This is a genomic window from Streptomyces fractus (assembly GCF_049844455.1).
GTDB lineage: Bacteria > Actinomycetota > Actinomycetes > Streptomycetales > Streptomycetaceae > Streptomyces > Streptomyces fractus.
In genome coordinates this window covers 410,754-425,457 of record NZ_JBMYHI010000002.1, presented here as the reverse complement: position 1 = coordinate 425,457, position 14,704 = coordinate 410,754, and the positions used below count along the sequence as shown (strand labels likewise).

At 71.6% G+C, this 14,704-nt stretch carries 15 protein-coding genes; 5 read left to right on the top strand and 10 right to left on the bottom strand.

The annotated features are described in order from the left end of the window. Position 1: 1 nt before the first annotated feature. The 5 genes from ACP4E5_RS04050 to ACP4E5_RS04030 all read right to left on the bottom strand — a co-directional run bounded on the left by ACP4E5_RS04050 (position 2) and on the right by ACP4E5_RS04030 (position 4,925). Positions 2 to 835: an enoyl-CoA hydratase/isomerase family protein gene (locus tag ACP4E5_RS04050; protein ID WP_425825314.1), complete on the bottom strand. Its 834-nt coding sequence runs from the start codon at positions 833 to 835 to the stop codon at positions 2 to 4. Positions 836 to 988: 153 nt separating this feature from the next. Further along, on the bottom strand, positions 989 to 1,807 hold the full coding sequence (locus ACP4E5_RS04045; protein WP_425825313.1) for an SDR family NAD(P)-dependent oxidoreductase: 819 nt from the start codon (positions 1,805 to 1,807) through the stop codon (positions 989 to 991). Next, the gene (locus ACP4E5_RS04040; protein ID WP_425825312.1) at positions 1,807 to 2,751 is read right to left on the bottom strand and encodes an HpcH/HpaI aldolase/citrate lyase family protein; all 945 of its coding nucleotides are present in this window, start codon (positions 2,749 to 2,751) and stop codon (positions 1,807 to 1,809) included. Before ACP4E5_RS04040 ends, ACP4E5_RS04045 begins: the two co-directional genes overlap by 1 nt. After that, positions 2,751 to 3,947 carry a CaiB/BaiF CoA transferase family protein gene (locus ACP4E5_RS04035; RefSeq protein ID WP_425825311.1) on the bottom strand — a complete coding sequence of 399 codons (1,197 nt, stop codon included), beginning with the start codon at positions 3,945 to 3,947 and terminating at the stop codon, positions 2,751 to 2,753. The genes ACP4E5_RS04040 and ACP4E5_RS04035 overlap by 1 nt, the downstream gene beginning before the upstream one ends. A 9-nt stretch (positions 3,948 to 3,956) precedes the next feature. Continuing rightward, entirely contained in the window at positions 3,957 to 4,925 is a 969-nt protein-coding gene (locus tag ACP4E5_RS04030; RefSeq protein ID WP_425825310.1) for a TIGR03621 family F420-dependent LLM class oxidoreductase, read from the bottom strand. Between the two features lie 68 nt (positions 4,926 to 4,993). Here ACP4E5_RS04030 and ACP4E5_RS04025 point away from each other — a divergent pair, with 68 nt between their 5' ends. The 5 genes from ACP4E5_RS04025 to ACP4E5_RS04005 all read left to right on the top strand — a co-directional run bounded on the left by ACP4E5_RS04025 (position 4,994) and on the right by ACP4E5_RS04005 (position 9,324). Further along, a complete protein-coding gene (locus tag ACP4E5_RS04025) occupies positions 4,994 to 5,848 on the top strand; it encodes an enoyl-CoA hydratase/isomerase family protein (protein WP_425825309.1) in 855 nt (284 codons plus the stop codon). 129 nt (positions 5,849 to 5,977) lie between these two features. After that, positions 5,978 to 7,270: an aromatic ring-hydroxylating oxygenase subunit alpha gene (locus ACP4E5_RS04020; protein ID WP_425825308.1), complete on the top strand. Its 1,293-nt coding sequence runs from the start codon at positions 5,978 to 5,980 to the stop codon at positions 7,268 to 7,270. Then, positions 7,267 to 7,611 carry a hypothetical protein gene (locus tag ACP4E5_RS04015; protein WP_425825307.1) on the top strand — a complete coding sequence of 115 codons (345 nt, stop codon included), beginning with the start codon at positions 7,267 to 7,269 and terminating at the stop codon, positions 7,609 to 7,611. The genes ACP4E5_RS04020 and ACP4E5_RS04015 overlap by 4 nt, the downstream gene beginning before the upstream one ends. Before the next feature lie 20 nt (positions 7,612 to 7,631). Further along, the gene (locus ACP4E5_RS04010; protein WP_425825306.1) at positions 7,632 to 8,543 is read left to right on the top strand and encodes a PaaX family transcriptional regulator; all 912 of its coding nucleotides are present in this window, start codon (positions 7,632 to 7,634) and stop codon (positions 8,541 to 8,543) included. A gap of 19 nt (positions 8,544 to 8,562) precedes the next feature. After that, on the top strand, positions 8,563 to 9,324 hold the full coding sequence (locus ACP4E5_RS04005; RefSeq protein ID WP_425825305.1) for an SDR family NAD(P)-dependent oxidoreductase: 762 nt from the start codon (positions 8,563 to 8,565) through the stop codon (positions 9,322 to 9,324). Here ACP4E5_RS04005 and ACP4E5_RS04000 read toward each other — a convergent pair. From ACP4E5_RS04000 to ACP4E5_RS03980, 5 genes are all read right to left on the bottom strand, one after another. Continuing rightward, positions 9,309 to 10,127 carry an enoyl-CoA hydratase/isomerase family protein gene (locus tag ACP4E5_RS04000; protein ID WP_425825304.1) on the bottom strand — a complete coding sequence of 273 codons (819 nt, stop codon included), beginning with the start codon at positions 10,125 to 10,127 and terminating at the stop codon, positions 9,309 to 9,311. The genes ACP4E5_RS04005 and ACP4E5_RS04000 overlap by 16 nt on opposite strands. Continuing rightward, entirely contained in the window at positions 10,124 to 11,401 is a 1,278-nt protein-coding gene (locus ACP4E5_RS03995; RefSeq protein WP_425825303.1) for a CaiB/BaiF CoA transferase family protein, read from the bottom strand. Before ACP4E5_RS03995 ends, ACP4E5_RS04000 begins: the two co-directional genes overlap by 4 nt. Further along, a complete protein-coding gene (locus ACP4E5_RS03990) occupies positions 11,398 to 12,855 on the bottom strand; it encodes an aldehyde dehydrogenase family protein (RefSeq protein WP_425825302.1) in 1,458 nt (485 codons plus the stop codon). The genes ACP4E5_RS03995 and ACP4E5_RS03990 overlap by 4 nt, the downstream gene beginning before the upstream one ends. Before the next feature lie 88 nt (positions 12,856 to 12,943). Continuing rightward, positions 12,944 to 13,711, bottom strand: coding sequence for an SDR family NAD(P)-dependent oxidoreductase (locus tag ACP4E5_RS03985; protein ID WP_425825301.1), 768 nt, complete (start codon positions 13,709 to 13,711; stop codon positions 12,944 to 12,946). Then, on the bottom strand, positions 13,708 to 14,700 hold the full coding sequence (locus ACP4E5_RS03980; RefSeq protein ID WP_425825300.1) for an NADPH:quinone oxidoreductase family protein: 993 nt from the start codon (positions 14,698 to 14,700) through the stop codon (positions 13,708 to 13,710). Before ACP4E5_RS03980 ends, ACP4E5_RS03985 begins: the two co-directional genes overlap by 4 nt. Between the last annotated feature and the right edge of the window lie 4 nt (positions 14,701 to 14,704).

Here is a 14,704-nt window from a genome sequence, read left to right as displayed (position 1 = left end):
CTCACTCCGTCCGTTCGCCGGACGAGCCGCGCCCGGAACCCTTGGCGCCGCGCTCGGCGAGCGCGCCGACGATGCGCAGATAGTCGGGGCTGGTCATGGTGGCCTGCTCGGCCATCAGTGCCGCCTCCATGCCGCCGCGCGACATCTGCTCCACCACCACGGCCAGCGCGGCCTTCGTCGCGCGCAGCGCCTGCTGGGGCTGGGCGGCGAGCCGGTGCGCCAACGCCATGGCCTGCTCGGTGAGTTCGGCGGCCGGCACGACCCGGCTGGCGAGCCCGAACTCGACCGCCTTCTCCGCCGGAATGCGATCCCCGGTGAACAGATACTCCTTGGCCCGCAACAGGCTGGTCAGCAGCGGCCACAGAGTGACCCCGCCGTCCCCGGCGACGAGCCCGACGGACACATGGGGATCGGCGAGATACGCGTCGTCGGCCATCAGTACGAGATCGCACCCGAGCGCGAGCGAGCAACCAAGCCCCACAGCGGGCCCGTTGACGGCGGCGACCACGGGAAGCGGGAAACGGATCATCGCCGTCTGGATCGCCCGATCGAGCCGGATGGAACGCTCACGCAGCTCGGCGTCGGTCGTGTGACGCAGCAGATGCGCGAAGTCCCCGCCGGCGCTGAACGCCCGCCCGGCGCCGGTGAGTACCACGGCCCGCGCGTCGCCGTCCGCGGCGATCTCGTCCCAGACCTCGGCGAGCCGGCGGTGCAACTCGGCAGACACGCCGTTGAGTTGATCGGGTCGGTTGAGCGTGACGACGCGAACGTCCTTCTCGGCGGTCACGGTCAGCACGGGGGATGTCTCATCGCCCGTGGAACCCATGGACCCCATGGAACCTCCTCGGCTCGGCTGCGGCCTGCGCGCCGAATCACGCTATGGGCAGGTCGAGTAGGTGTCAATCACCTTACCGCTGTGCGTAAATGGGATTCTCGCAGGGTTGTGGCCCACGGCTCACGGCTCGCGGCTCAGCGCTCGCCGCCCACCTCACCCCTCACCGGCATCGAGGTCCGCGAGCAGCGCCTCGACCCTGGCCCGCGCCCGCTCCGCGACACCCCCGCCCGGCGCCGCGTGCACCCGTCCCGCCTCGACGGCCGCGAGTGCCGACTCCGCGACCTCGCGCGGGGACAGGATGCCGCCGCGGGCCGCCGCGCTGTCGCGCATCGAGGCGGGGGCGCCTGGCGGGAGGCGGATCGCCCCCAAGGCCTCGGAGTTCCGGCCGAGGGGAGTGTCGACGAGTCCGGGGCACAGGACGGTCGCGCCCAGCGCGGGAGCGACGCGCTTCAGTTCCGCGTCGAGTGTCTCCGTCAGGCCGACCACCGCGTGCATGGTCGTGGTGTACGGCGTGCGGTCGGGCAAGGGGGCGAGTCCGCCGGAGGACGCGGTGTTGAGGAAGTGGCCCGTGCCCCGCTCGATGAGCAGGGGCGCGAACGCGCGGACGCCGTGGACGACGCCGAGCACCTTCACGCCGATCATCAACTCCCAGGTCCGGGAGGTCTGTTCCCACAGGGGTGCCGCGGGGGACACGACGCCGGCGTTGTTGCACACCAGGTCCACCCGCCCGTAGGCGGACATCGTCCGGTCGGCGAGTGCGCGCACCGATGTCTCGTCACTGACGTCCGCCACGACCGCCGTCACCTCGGCACCGGCTTCCGCCAGCGCGGCCCGCGCCTTCGCCAGGCCCTCCTCGCGTACGTCGGAGACGACGAGGCGGACCCCGCGGGCGGCGAGGGCCTCGGCGAGACCGAGGCCGATGCCGCTGGCTCCGCCGGTGATGACGGCCACCTGGTCGTTCGCTATGCGCATCAGGACTCCCTTGGTCGCTGGGCTGGTCGCCGGGCGGCTCTGTCCAGCACGTTGGTGGCCAGCAGGACGTGGGCCGCGTCGATGAGGCGGCCGTCGTGACCGATCGCCCCCGTGCCCTCGGACTCGGCGGCACGGTAGCGCGCGATGACGTCCTCGGCCGCCGCGATCTCTTCCTTGGACGGAGTGAACACCTCGTTGGCCAGCGGGACTTGAGACGGGTGGATCGCCCACTTGCCGTCGAAGCCGAGCAGAGCGGCCTGCCGCGCCGAAGCGCGGTACGCCTCCGGCTCACCGTACGCCGGGAACGGCGCGTCGATCGCGGCGATGCCGGCGGCGCGGGCGGCGGTGAGCACCTGGGCGCGCGCGTAGTGCCAGAAGTCGCCGGGGTAGGGCGAGAGCGGATCGAAATTGCCGTCGACGCGGGCCCGCAACGACACCGACAGGTCGCCCGCGCCGAAGATGAGGGCCTCCAGGCGGGTGCTGGCGCGGGCGATCGGCAGGGCGTTCGCGAGGCCCTCCGCCTCCTCGATGAGCACCTCCAGGGCGATCCGCTTGCCGAGGCCCAGCTTCTGTTCGAGCTGGCCGAGGAGGACGTCGACCCACCACACGTCTCGCGCCGTGCGCACCTTGGGGACGATGACGACGTCGAGCGCGTCCCGGGCGCCGGTGACGACCTCGATCATGTCGTCGTGGCACCACGGTGTGTCCAGGCCGTTGACCCGGACCGCGCGCAGCGTGCCGCCCCAGTCCTGCCCGGTGAGGGCCGCCACGGCGATGGACCGCGCGGACACCTTGGCGGACGGGGCGCAGGCGTCCTCCAGGTCCAGGAAGACCAGGTCGGCGCCCGATGCGGGGGCCTTGGCGCACATGCGCTCGCTGCTCGCGGGGGTGGCCAGTTCGCTGCGGCGGGGGCGGTGCGACCCGGCCGGTCGGGGAGCGGCCATCAGATGGTTCCTTCCGCGCGCAGTGCGTCGATCTTGGCGGGGGAGAGGCCGAGCAGTTCGCCGTAGACGGCTTCGTTGTCCGCGCCCAGGTCGCGTCCCAGGTGCGTGACCTGCCCCGGTGTCCCGCTCAGGCGCGCCACCGGCGCCTGCACCGTGACCTCGCCGAAGTCCGGGTCCGCGACGCCCACGAAGGTTCCGCGTGCCCGCAGGTGTTCGTCCGCGAGCAGCGCCGGGGCGTCGTACACGGCGGTCGCCGCCGCCTCGGCCGCCTCGAAGACGGACATGGCCTCGTCGAGGGTGTGCCGCCCCACCCAGTCGGCCACCGCTTCGTCGACCTCCACCGCCCGCTCCTGGCGGCGCACCGGGTCGATGAGATCCGGGTCGCATGCCATGTCCTCCCGGCCGATGGCGCGGAAGACCCGCGCCGCGATGCTGGGCGAGGCGCTGGACATGGCGAGCCACCGATCGTCGGCGGTGCGGTAGGTGTTGCGCGGCGCGCTGGCCGGCAGCATGTTGCCCGACCGGCCCTTGATCAGGCCGAGTTGGTCGTAGGCGAGGGTTCCCGTCTCCAGGAGGCGGGTGAGCGGTTCGACGAGGCTGACGTCGACGAGCTGGCCTCCCGCCCCGTGCACGTCGCGGTGGTAGAGGGCCATCATCACCGCGTACGTCGCCGCGAGACCGGCCACCCCGTCGGCGAGCATGAACGGCGGCAGCGTGGGCGGCCCGTCCGGTGCACCCGTCTGGTGGGCGAAGCCGCTCATCGCCTCGGCGAGGGTGCCGTAGCCGGGCCGGTCGCTCTTCGGCCCGCCGCTGCCGTAGCCGGTGATGTGGGCCATCACGATGTGCGGGTGGGCCGCGTGGACGGACGCGTGGTCCAGGCCCCAACGGGCCAGCGCGCTCGGCCTGTTGCCCGCCACTAGGACATCGCTGACCTCCAGGAGCTGGTGCATGAGGCCCTGTCCCGCCGCCGTACGCAGATCGAGCGTGGTGAACCGCTTGTTGCGGGCGATGCTCTTCCACAGCAGCCCGATGCCGTCGCGGCGATCGCCCCAGGTGCGCATGGGGTCGCCGGAACCCGGCTGTTCCACCTTGATGACCTCCGCGCCGAACTCGCCGAGCGTCGTCGCCACGGTGGGGCCCGCGGCGAGGGTGGCGATCTCGATGACGCGCAGGCCGTGCAGCGGACCGTGTGCCACGGTGCCTCCTCAGGTCCCGGTGAGCCGCGCGACCACGGGCGCGAAGCGCTCCGCCTCGCCCTGCTGCACGGTGATGTAGTTGGCGCCGAAGCGCTCCCGCCGTTCCTGGAGGCGGTCGGCCACCTCGGCCGATGTGCCGATGAGGACGTTCGGATGGTCGGGCAGCCCGTCGGACGGAACACCCAGCGTCCGAGCCACCCGGTCCGCAGCGGACGCGGGATCGTCCGTGATCCGGGCGAAGAACGGTGAACTCTCCACCTCCAGGCCACGGATGCGCTCGCCCGCGGCCTCCCTGACCGTCCCGTAGCGGTGCGCCGCCTCCTCGGCCGGCGTGCGGCCCGCCGCGTTGCGGGCGTCGAACGGCACGTTCGCGAGGCTCACGATGTCCGCCTCGCGCGCCGCGAACGACAGCACGCGGCGCCGGGAACCCCCGATCATGATGGGCGGGTGCGGGCGCTGCACGGGGAGGGGCAGCCCCGCGTGATCGACCGCGGTCACATGCTCGCCCCGCAGCTCCAGCGGCTCGCCGCTCCACTGCGCCTTCACCAGTGCCACCACCTCGACGAGCTTGTCCACGCGCCGCCCCGCGGGCGCGAACTCCAGCCCCATGGCCCGGTATTCGGGCTCGCTCCACCCGGCGCCGATGCCGAACTCGAGGCGCCCGTCGGAGAGCAGATCGAGTGTCGCGGCCTCCTTCGCGAGGGCGCCCGGCACGTGGTAGTCGACGCAGAACACCCGGCAGCCGACGCGCAGCGTCTCCGTCACGGCGGCGGCCGTGGCCAGCGCCGTCAGGGGCGCCAAGTGCTGGGCGGGCCAACGGGATTCGCGCTGGGCCGGACCCGGCCCGAGGTAGTGGTCGGAGAGGAACAGGGTGCTGTACCCGAGGTCCTGGACGGAGCGCGCGGTATCCCGCCACTCCTTCGCGGATGTTGCCTTCGTCGCCTGGACGGCGAACCTGAATGGCTGCACACTTGTCACGCAACTCACGATAACTGTCCAGCAGTTGGGGCGCCATGCCCCTGTCGCGACGAACGGAGGGCCGGCCCGTGGTCAAGCGCGCACGCTTCGCCGAGTACAAGGACCGTTACCGCAACTACCGCTTCGAGCTGAGCGAGGAAGGCATCCTGTTCATGCAGTGCCACACCGAGGGCGACAGCCTGGTGTGGGACTGGAAGTCGCACGACGACATGGCCGACGCCTTCGCCGACGTGGCCGGCGACCGCGAGATCAAGGTCCTCATCCACACGGGGACGGGCGCCAACTACAACGCCGACTGGGGAAGACTCCCCAACGGCGAACTCCCCGAGACCCCCATGTACGACGCCATGCCGGGGGTGCGCGGGCTGCGCAAGCTCGACGAGAAGGCCTGGTACAACCGCAACCTCATGTGGAACGTGCTCGACGTCGACGTGCCGATGATCAGTGTGGTCAACGGCCCCTGCAACATCCACTCCGAGGTCCCGCTCATGGGCGACATCGTGCTGGCCTCGGAGGACGCCTACTTCCAGGACGTCTCGCACTTCCCGCGCGGCCAGGTCCCCGGCGACGGGCAGCACGTCATCTGGCCCTTCCTGGTGGGCCACAACCGCGCCCGCTACCTGCTGCTGACGGGGAAACAGCTCGGCGCGCAGGAGGCCAAGGAGTGGGGCGCCGTCGCCGAGGTGCACCCCAAGGACGCGGTCCTGGACCGCGCCTGGGAGCTGGCACGCGAACTCGCCAAGCGCCCGTACCTCGTCCTGCGCTACACCCGGCAGCTGTTCACACAGAACCTCAAGCGCGCCTTCCTCGACGAACTCGGCCACGGCCTGGGGCGCGAGACATACGCCCAGCAGGAGTTCTTCCCGTTCGGTGGCGGCATGGCACCCCTGGACAAGGCGTACGACGACGAGCCGTGGACCTGAACGCCCGCACGGGTGGGCGGCAGCGGTTCGAAAATGGAAGACAGTTACATGGCGCCCGCTGTAATTAACTGTCTACTATGAGGGTGCGGTAACGAGCGATCGGCACAAGTGACCGAGAGGAAGCGCTCCATGACGGAACTTCAGGAACGACTCGCCACCGGGAAGGGCAAGTTCACGCCCGGCTATCCGGAGCTCGGCACCGGACCCGTCTCGTACGAGGACTGCGTGTCGCCCGAGTTCTTCGAGGCGGAACGCGCCGCGATCTTCCAGCGGTCCTGGCTCTACGTCGGCCGCTCCGAGCAACTGGCCCGCCGGGGCGCGTACTTCACGCGCGAGCTGCCGGGCAACCTCGCCTCCATCGTGGTCACCCGTGGAACCGACGACCGCGTGCACGCCTTCCACAACGTCTGCGCGCACCGGGGCAACAAGGTCGTGTGGCAGGAGCACCCGCAGGAGGAGAGCGCCGGGATGTGCCGGCAGTTCCACTGCAAGTACCACGGCTGGCGCTACGGGCTCGACGGCCAGGTCAGCCATGTCACGAACGAGCAGGAGTTCTTCGACCTCGACAAGAAGCGCCTCAAGATGCCGCCGGTGCACTGCGAGGAGTTCGCCGGGTTCGTGTTCGTGAACCTCGCCGAGGAACCGGTGCCGCCCCTGCGCAGCTACCTCGGTGACCGGCTCCTCGAGCTGGAGCGGTACCCCTTCGAGAAGATGACACGGCGCCACGGCTTCCGCGCGCACATCAAGGGCAACTGGAAACTCGCCGTCGACTCGGTCTGCGAGTGGTACCACCCGCCGTACGTACACGCCCGCTTCATCGACAAGGACGTCGCCAAGGCCGAGAAGATGGTGCCGCCCGTCGACTCCTACCACTACGACCTGTTCACCCCGCACATGCTCACCTCGGTACCGGGGCCGCCACCGCTGCCGCCGCGCGAGCCGGGCGCGCTCGGCCGGGCCCGCAACGACCAGAAGTGGGTCTACCGGCTCTTTCGCGCCGGCCTGTTCGGCCCCGACGACGTGCCCGACCTCGGGCCGCTCCCCGAATTCCTGAACAAGGGGAACATCCGCTCCTGGGGCAACGACCAGTTCTGGCTCTTCCCCAACCTCTCCGTGCAGATCTGGGCCCGCGGCTTCTACATCACGTACACGTACTGGCCCGAGAGCGCCGACTCGCACATCTACGACATCGACCTGTACTTCGTGCCGCCCGAGAACGCCCAGCAGCGGCTCGCGCAGGAACTCGTCGTCGACAGCACCATCGAGTTCGCCATGCAGGACGTGAACACCATCGAGGCCACCCACTCGGGCCTCAAGTCCCGCGCCCAGCGCGAGTTCCACCTCAGCGACCAGGAACTGCTCATCCGGCACTTCCACAAGACCGTCCGCGACACCGTCGCCGCCCACCAGGAGGCGAAGTGACCACCGGGACCGAACCCCTCCTGCCCGAGGGCTTCCGCGAACTCGAGCCGTACGTCGCCGACTGGGCGCTGCCCACCCGGCAGCAGCGCTACGACATGCGCCTGAGCAAGGACATGACCGAACTCGGCGCGTTCTACGACGCCATCGCGCCACGCGCCGAAGCCGCCATCGCCCATCTCGACGCCCTCGACCTCGACGCCCTGCCCGAGCCCGAACTGCGCTTGCTGCGGCTGCTGTTCTCGATGATCCTCGTCTCGTACGCGGTGAACGTCTTCGAGCAGCCCAGCATCCCCGACGCCGGCGCCGCCTTCTTCGACACCCTCGTCGAACCCGCGGTGTGAGGCCACGTACGCTCACGCCGATGAACGCGCAGATTCTCGTCGACGTCGACCTGCCGAGGTCCCAGACCGGTGCCAACCCGCAGCACCTCGTCCTCGGCCTGTTCACCGACCACTGGTCCGCGACCCGTGAACCCCTCCCGTCCGCCGCCCTGGTGGACCTGCTGAGCGACTTCGGCAGCACACCGGTCAGCGCCCGCGCGGCCATCGGGCGGCTCGCCCGACGGGGCGTCCTGGAGGCGGAGAAGCGGGGGCGCCGCACCTACTACCGGATGACACCCGACACGGCCCGCGTCCTGGAACAGACCCAGCTGCGCATGATGGAGTTCGGCACCCCCGGCCGGCCGTGGGACGGGCTGTGGACCACCGTCATCTTCTCCGTCCCCGACGAACAGCGCGAGCAGCGCCACGTCATCCGCCGACGGCTGCGCTTCCTCGGCTACGCCGCCGTGTACGACGGTGTGTGGATGTCGCCGCGCGCCGACCACGTACAGACCGCCGAACTCCTGCGCAGCGTCGGCGTGCGCAGCGCCACCGTGCTGCGCTCCACGCTCACCCACGCCCAGGGCGAGGGCGACCCGCTGGCCGCCTGGGACCTGGACGCCATCGGCGCCGCGTACGCCGAATTCATCGCCCGCCACACCGAGTTGGCGCGGCGCACGGCAGCCGGGCAGGTGGGCTCGGCGGAGGCGCTGGCCGCCCGCACCAAGGTCAAGGAGGAGTGGCTCCAGATGGTCAGCACCGACCCGGAGCTGCCCGCCGACCTGCTGCCCGCCGACTGGCCGGGACACGCCGCCCGCACCCTGTTCGCGCAGATCTACGACGCGCTGGGACCGCTCGCCGAGGTGCGCGTCCGGCAGGTCATCGCCGAGCACGAGCCGGACCTCGCGCACGAGGCGAACCATCGCACCACCGGGCCATCAGGAAAAGACTGAGCTCAAGGAGGCGCACGACATGACCAGTGCCGCAGGGAGTCTCGCCGGGAAGGTCGCCGTCGTCACCGGCGCCGGATCGGGCATCGGCCGGGCCACCGCCCTGCTCTTCGCCGAACACGGCGCCAAGGTCGTCTGCGCCGACCGTAGCGGCGAACAGACCGCCGTGGCCAAGGAGATCGGCGACGCCGCCGCCCTCGCCGTGCACGCGGACGTCTCGGCCGCCGCCGACGTCGAGCGGATGATCGGCGCGGCGGAGGAACACTTCGGCCGGCTCGACGTGCTGTTCAACAACGCCGGCTTCGGCGGCCCCCGCAAACCCCTCGTCGAGCAGGACGAGGCCACCTTCGACGACGTCATCGCCGTCAACCTCAAGGGCGTCTTCCTCGGCATGAAGTACGGCATCGCCGCCATGCTGCGCACCGGAGGCGGCTCGGTCGTCAACACCGCCTCGTCGGCCGCGCTCGTCGGCTGGAAGAAGCACTCCGTCTACGCGGCGGCCAAGGGCGGCGTCGTACAGATGACCAAGTCCGCCGCGCTCGACTACGCGACCGAGGGCGTCCGCGTGAACGCCGTCTGCCCCGGCATGACGTGGACCGGCCTCGCCGGCGCGAGCGCCGAGAACCCCGAGCCGCCGCCCGACGCCGTCATGAAGGCGCAGCCCATGCACCGCTGGGGCCTGCCCTCCGAACTCGCCGCCGCCGTACTGTTCCTCGCGAGCGACGCCTCCTCGTTCGTGACGGGTGTGGCGCTGCCGGTCGACGGCGGCTACGTGACCGGCTGATCCGGCTGATCCGGCACCCAGTCCGGCTGACGCTTCTCCATGAACGCCCGCATCCCCTCCCGCGGTTCCGGCGACTCCTCCAGCGCCCAGAACATCGTCTGGTGGTCGATGACCCCGTACCGCTCGTTGAGCATCCGCTTGACATGCATCCGCGCCATCGGCGGCGTCCGCAACACCTCATGGGCCGCCGCCAGGGCCGCCTCCCGCAGCTCCTCGTGCCGGACGACACGCGAGACGAGGCCCAGGCGCAGCGCCTCCGCCGCGTCGAAGCGGCGCGCCGACAGCAGCAGGTCACGGGCCGCCGCCACCCCCACGTGCGCGGGCAGCGCCGCCGCGAACGTCGCGTCCGGGATGCCGCGCAGCAGCTCAGGCACCCGGAACGTCGCCCGGTCGCTGACCACCGCGATGTCCGCCATCATCGCGATGAGCAGCCCGCCCGCCTGACAGATCCCGTTCACCGCCGCGATCACCGGGGCGCGCGACTCACGGAGGGCGGTGAACGGCAGGATGTCGTGGCCGAGCGCGGACACGTCCGCGTCGCCCGGCTGTGCCCGGCCGCCCAGGTCACCGCCGGGCGCGAAGACATCGTCCGTGCCCGTGATGATCAGAGCGGCCAGGTCCGGGTCGGCGTTGACGAGACGGACCGCCCGCTTGATGCCGAAGTACATCGCGGGCGTCAGCGCGTTGCGTGCCTCGGGCCGGTCGATGTGACACCAGGCGACGACACCGTCCCGCTCCAGGCGCAGCCCGGTCGTCCCGAGATCCGTCTTCGCCCCGCCGGTCACGTGAGGACGAACGGTCATGTGACCGCGCCCGACTCCTTGAGGGCCAGGATGCGTTCCCAGTCCATGCCGAGTTCCAGCAGGATCTGCTCGGTGTGGGCGGCGAACTCGGGGGCCGGGTCGAGGTGGTCGAGCGGTGCGGCCCCGAACTGGACGGGACTCGCGGCCAGTTCGAGGCTACCGGCGCGGGTCACGTACTTGTTGGCGCGCACCTGGACGTCGTCCCCGACCTGCACCGAGTCCTGGACGGGAGCCCACGGCCCCGACAGGGTCACGAAGCGTTCGGCCCACTCGGCGAGCGGACGCGTGGCGATGACCTCGCGGAGCAGCTCGACGCCCTCCTCCGCGTGCTCGGCGATCAGCTCGGCGGTCGCGAACCTCGGGTCCTCGGCGAGCTCGGGGCGGTCGATGTGCCGGCACACGTCCGCCCAGTACTTCTGCGGCTGCAACATCACCAGCGACAGGTGCCTGTTGTCCGAGGTGCGGTAGATGCCGCTGAGCGGGTTGGCCATGCCGTTCGGCCCGCCGGGCATCGCCATCACCCACGGCTGCTTCTTCGCCCGGGCCAGCGCGATGCCGTGCCCCATCGCCCACACCCCGCTGCCGAGCAGCGAGACGTCCACCACGGAACCCTCACCCGTACGCTCCCGCTTGACGAGCGCGGCCGCGATGCCACCGGCGAGGTTCGTCCCGGAGATGGTGTCCCCGTACGCGGGCACGGGCAGCGGCAGGATCCCGTCGATCGCCTCCGGGGTCATGCTCGCGGCGGCCGACGAGCGCGCCCAGAACGCCGTCATGTCGTAGCCACCCTTGTCCGACTCCGGGCCCAGCGGGCCGAAGGCGCTGCCGCGGGCGTACACGATGTCCGGCTTGATCGCGCGGATGTCGTCGGGCTCGATACCGAACTTCTGGCGCGCCCGCGGCAGGAAACTGGTGAGGAACACATCGGCGCCCGCGACCAGTTCACGCAGCACCGCCAGGCCCTCCGGCTTCGAGATGTCGAGCCCGAGGCTGCGCTTGCCGCGGTTGGCGTGCTCGATGTTCGGGTTCGGCTCGCCCTCCTCGATGACGAACGCACCGGTGCGCCGCAGGCCGCGCTGCGGGTCCCCGTTCACCGCGTGCTCGATCTTGATGACGTCCGCGCCCCAGTCGGCGAGCACGGCGCCGCCCGAGGGCACGAAGCCGTACATCGCGACCTCGATGACGCGGATCCCGTCCAGCGGCTTCCCTGCCCCCGAACCCGAACCCGAACCTGCGCCCGAACCCGCACCTGCACCTTCGCCTGAATCCGTCACTTGGCCACCGCCCCGAACGTCTTGGTCTCCAGGAACTCCGCGAGTCCTTCGATCCCGTACTCGCGGCCGACCCCCGACTGCTTGTAGCCGCCGAAGGGGCTGTCGGGGGCGAAGTAGCTGCCCCCGTTGATGCTGAACGTGCCGGAGCGGATGCGCCGCGCCACACCCACCGCGCGCTCGTCGGACGCGGAGAAGACGGCGCCCGACAGACCGTACGCGGAGTTGTTGGCGATCCGCACGGCGTCGGCCTCGTCGTCGTAGGGGATGACGGAGAGGACCGGTCCGAAGACCTCCTCCTGCGCGATCTCGCTGTCCGGGTCGACCCCGGCGAGCAGCGTCGGCTTGTAGAAGAAGCCCGGGCCGGGCATCGGCTCGCCGCCGCACACCAACTTGGCCCCGTCGGCGACGGCCCGCTGCACCATCGCGTCCACCTTGTCGCGCTGCCGCCCGCTGATCAGCGGGCCCATGTAGACGGCCGGGTCGGCCGGGTCGCCGACCGGGATGTGGGCCAGGCCGCCGGCGACCAGCTCGACGATCTCGTCGTGCCGCTCGCGCGGCACCAGGAGGCGCGTGCAGATGGCGCAGCCCTGACCGGCGTGGCTGCACGCCATGAACGCCGCCATCATCGACGCCGCTTGCAGGTCCGCGTCGTCGAGCAGCACCATCGGGGACTTCCCGCCCAGTTCCAGGAAGACCCGCTTCACCGTCCCGGACGCCGCCGCCATGATCCGGCGGCCGGTCGCAGTCGAGCCGGTGAACGTGACGACGTCGACGTCCTGGTGAGTGGTCATCAGCTCGCCCGCCTCCGCGCCGGACGAGGACAGGATGTTGACGACGCCCGGCGGGATGTCGGTGTGCTCGGCGATCAGCTCACCGAGGGCGAGGGTCACGAGGGGTGTGTCGGGGGCGCCCTTGAGGACGACGGTGCAGCCCGCCGCGAGGGCGGGTGTGATCTTCGCGAGGGCGATCTGGGTGGGGTAGTTGTACGGGATGATCGCCGCGACCACCCCGGCCGCCTCCTTCTCCACCCAGCGGTGGTACCGCGCGCCGCGGGCCTCGTGCACACCGAGGTCCCGGCTGAACCCGTACGTCGGCAACAGGTCCGCGTACCAGCGCACCACGCCGATCGGCTCTTCCAGCTGGGCGCCCTCCGTGAGCTGGTGCGGGGCGCCGACCTCGGCGATCGTCAGGGCCCGCAGCTCTTCCTTGTGGTCGACGAGGGCGCGGTGCAGCTGGTCGAGGCAGCGCGCGCGGAAGTCCCGGTCCGTGGCCCACGACGTGGTGTCGAAGGCCCGGCGGGCGGCGGCGATCGCTGCCCCGGCCTCGGCGGGGCCCGCGTCGGGGGCGTGGCCCACGACGGCGCCGGTGGCCGGGTTGACGGAGGCGAAGGTGGTCGCGGTGCCGGTGAGCTGGCCGTCTATCAGCAGCCGCCGGTCGGGTTCTTTGTCGGTCATGAGCGGTGCGCCTCCTGCGTGGATGCGGGTGTCGTGGTGGGCCGGTGGTGCAGACGTGGGCCGGTGGGAGCAGACGTGGGCCGGTGGGTCAGACCTTGCGGGTGATGCCTCCGTCGACGCGGATGATCGCGCCGGTGGTGAAGCTGGCCGCCGCCGACGCCAGGTGCACGGCCAGCGGGGCCACCTCCTCGGGACGGCCCATGCGACCGAGCGGCACGAACGGCGCCTCGTCGGGATCCTCGGGCGCCCAGCCGCGCGACAGGTCGGTGGCGAAGGGGCCCGGCAGGATCGCGTTGACGCGCACCTTCGGCGCGTACGCCTCGGCGAGGCCGACGGTCAGCGCGTTGAGGCCCGCCTTGGCGCAGGCGTAGGGGAGTTCGCGGGTGCTGGCGGTCAGCGAACCGGCCGTGCCGATGTTGATGACCGAGCCACCCTCGTGCTCCGCCATGTGTGTCGCGGCGAGCACGGCCAGCCGGAACGGGCCCTTCAGGTTCACCGCGAGGGTCTTGTCGTACAGCTCCTCGCTGATGCCGGTCAGGTCCGTGTAGAGCGGTGACATGCCCGCGTTGTTGACCAGGACGTCGAGGCGTCCGAGCCGGTCCAGGGTCTCACCGACGAGGCGGTCGCAGTCGTCCCAGCGCCCGGCGTGGAAGGCGACCGCCTCCGTGCGCCGCCCGTGCTCCTTGGCGATCTCCGTGGCCGCCGTCGCGCAGGCATCGAGCTTTCGGGAGGCGATCACCACGTCGGCGCCCGCCTCGGCGAGGGCCCCGGCGATCGCGCGGCCGATGCCGCGGGACCCGCCGGTCACCACCGCTGTCCTGCCGGTCAGATCGTGCAGTGCGGCGAGTGTGGTCATGGGCGGTCGCCCCCTTCGTCGGTGACGCGTACGACGACCTTTCCGATCGCCTCTCCGTCCGCCACGCGGCGCAGCGCGGCCGCCGTCTGCGCGAGCGTGAACTCGGCGCCGATGTGCGGGCGTACGGAGCCCGCGGCGAACAGCGCGCGCAGTCGCTCCTCGTTCGCCTCGAACAGCTCGGGCATGTGGGCGGCCAGGTCGCGGAGTTGGAAGCCCGTCACCTGAACTCCCTTGAGGAGTACGAGATTGAGCGGCAGCCGCGGGATTCCGGCCGCGAACCCGATGCTGACGAACCGGCCGCCCCAGCGCACCGACCGCAGCGCGGGCTCGGCGAGCGAGCCGCCGACCGGGTCGAGCACGACATCCGCCCCGGCGGGCAGCGCCTCCTTGAGCGCGGCCCGCAGCCCGACCCCGCGATGGTCGATCAGCACCGTCGCGCCCTGCGCCTTCGCCGCCTCCAACTTCCGCGGCGACGACGCCACCGCCGTGACCCGCGCCCCGGCGAGCGCCCCCAACTGCACGGCGGCCAGGCCCACTCCGCCGCCCGCGCCCAGCACCACCAGCTCCTGTCCCGCCACGACCGAGGCCACCGTGTGCAGCGCGTGGTACGCGGTGCGGTGCGCCACACCGAACGCCGCCGCCACCGCGAGGTCCACGCCGTCCGGCACCGCGGTCACCGACCGCGCCGCCGCCACGGCCCGCTCGGCGAACGCTCCGACCATCGCCGTCCCGCACACCCGGTCCCCGACCCGTATGCCGGTCACGTCCGCGGCGACGGCCTCGACCACTCCCGCGAACTCGCTGCCCGGTACGAACGGCGGCTCCACCGGCAGCTGGTACTCACCGGCCACGAGCAGTACGTCCGGGTAGTTGACGGCCGCCGCGCCGACCCGCACCCGTACCTGGCCGGCCGCGAGGGCGGGTGCGGGCACGTCGGTGACCCGGACGGTCTCCGGAGGTCCGTACGCGGTGCACTGTGCTGCCTTCATCGGC

What these genes read in the sequence shown, in the direction of transcription:
- ACP4E5_RS04050 (WP_425825314.1), bottom strand. Translation starts at nt 835, where the DNA reads ATGGGGTCCATGGGTTCCACGGGCGATGAGACATCCCCCGTGCTGACC.
- ACP4E5_RS04045 (WP_425825313.1), bottom strand. Translation starts at nt 1,807, where the DNA reads ATGCGCATAGCGAACGACCAGGTGGCCGTCATCACCGGCGGAGCCAGC.
- ACP4E5_RS04040 (WP_425825312.1), bottom strand. Translation starts at nt 2,751, where the DNA reads ATGGCCGCTCCCCGACCGGCCGGGTCGCACCGCCCCCGCCGCAGCGAA.
- ACP4E5_RS04020 (WP_425825308.1), top strand. Translation starts at nt 5,978, where the DNA reads ATGACGGAACTTCAGGAACGACTCGCCACCGGGAAGGGCAAGTTCACG.
- ACP4E5_RS04010 (WP_425825306.1), top strand. Translation starts at nt 7,632, where the DNA reads ATGAACGCGCAGATTCTCGTCGACGTCGACCTGCCGAGGTCCCAGACC.
- ACP4E5_RS04005 (WP_425825305.1), top strand. Translation starts at nt 8,563, where the DNA reads ATGACCAGTGCCGCAGGGAGTCTCGCCGGGAAGGTCGCCGTCGTCACC.
- ACP4E5_RS04000 (WP_425825304.1), bottom strand. Translation starts at nt 10,127, where the DNA reads ATGACCGTTCGTCCTCACGTGACCGGCGGGGCGAAGACGGATCTCGGG.
- ACP4E5_RS03990 (WP_425825302.1), bottom strand. Translation starts at nt 12,855, where the DNA reads ATGACCGACAAAGAACCCGACCGGCGGCTGCTGATAGACGGCCAGCTC.
- ACP4E5_RS03985 (WP_425825301.1), bottom strand. Translation starts at nt 13,711, where the DNA reads ATGACCACACTCGCCGCACTGCACGATCTGACCGGCAGGACAGCGGTG.
- ACP4E5_RS03980 (WP_425825300.1), bottom strand. Translation starts at nt 14,700, where the DNA reads ATGAAGGCAGCACAGTGCACCGCGTACGGACCTCCGGAGACCGTCCGG.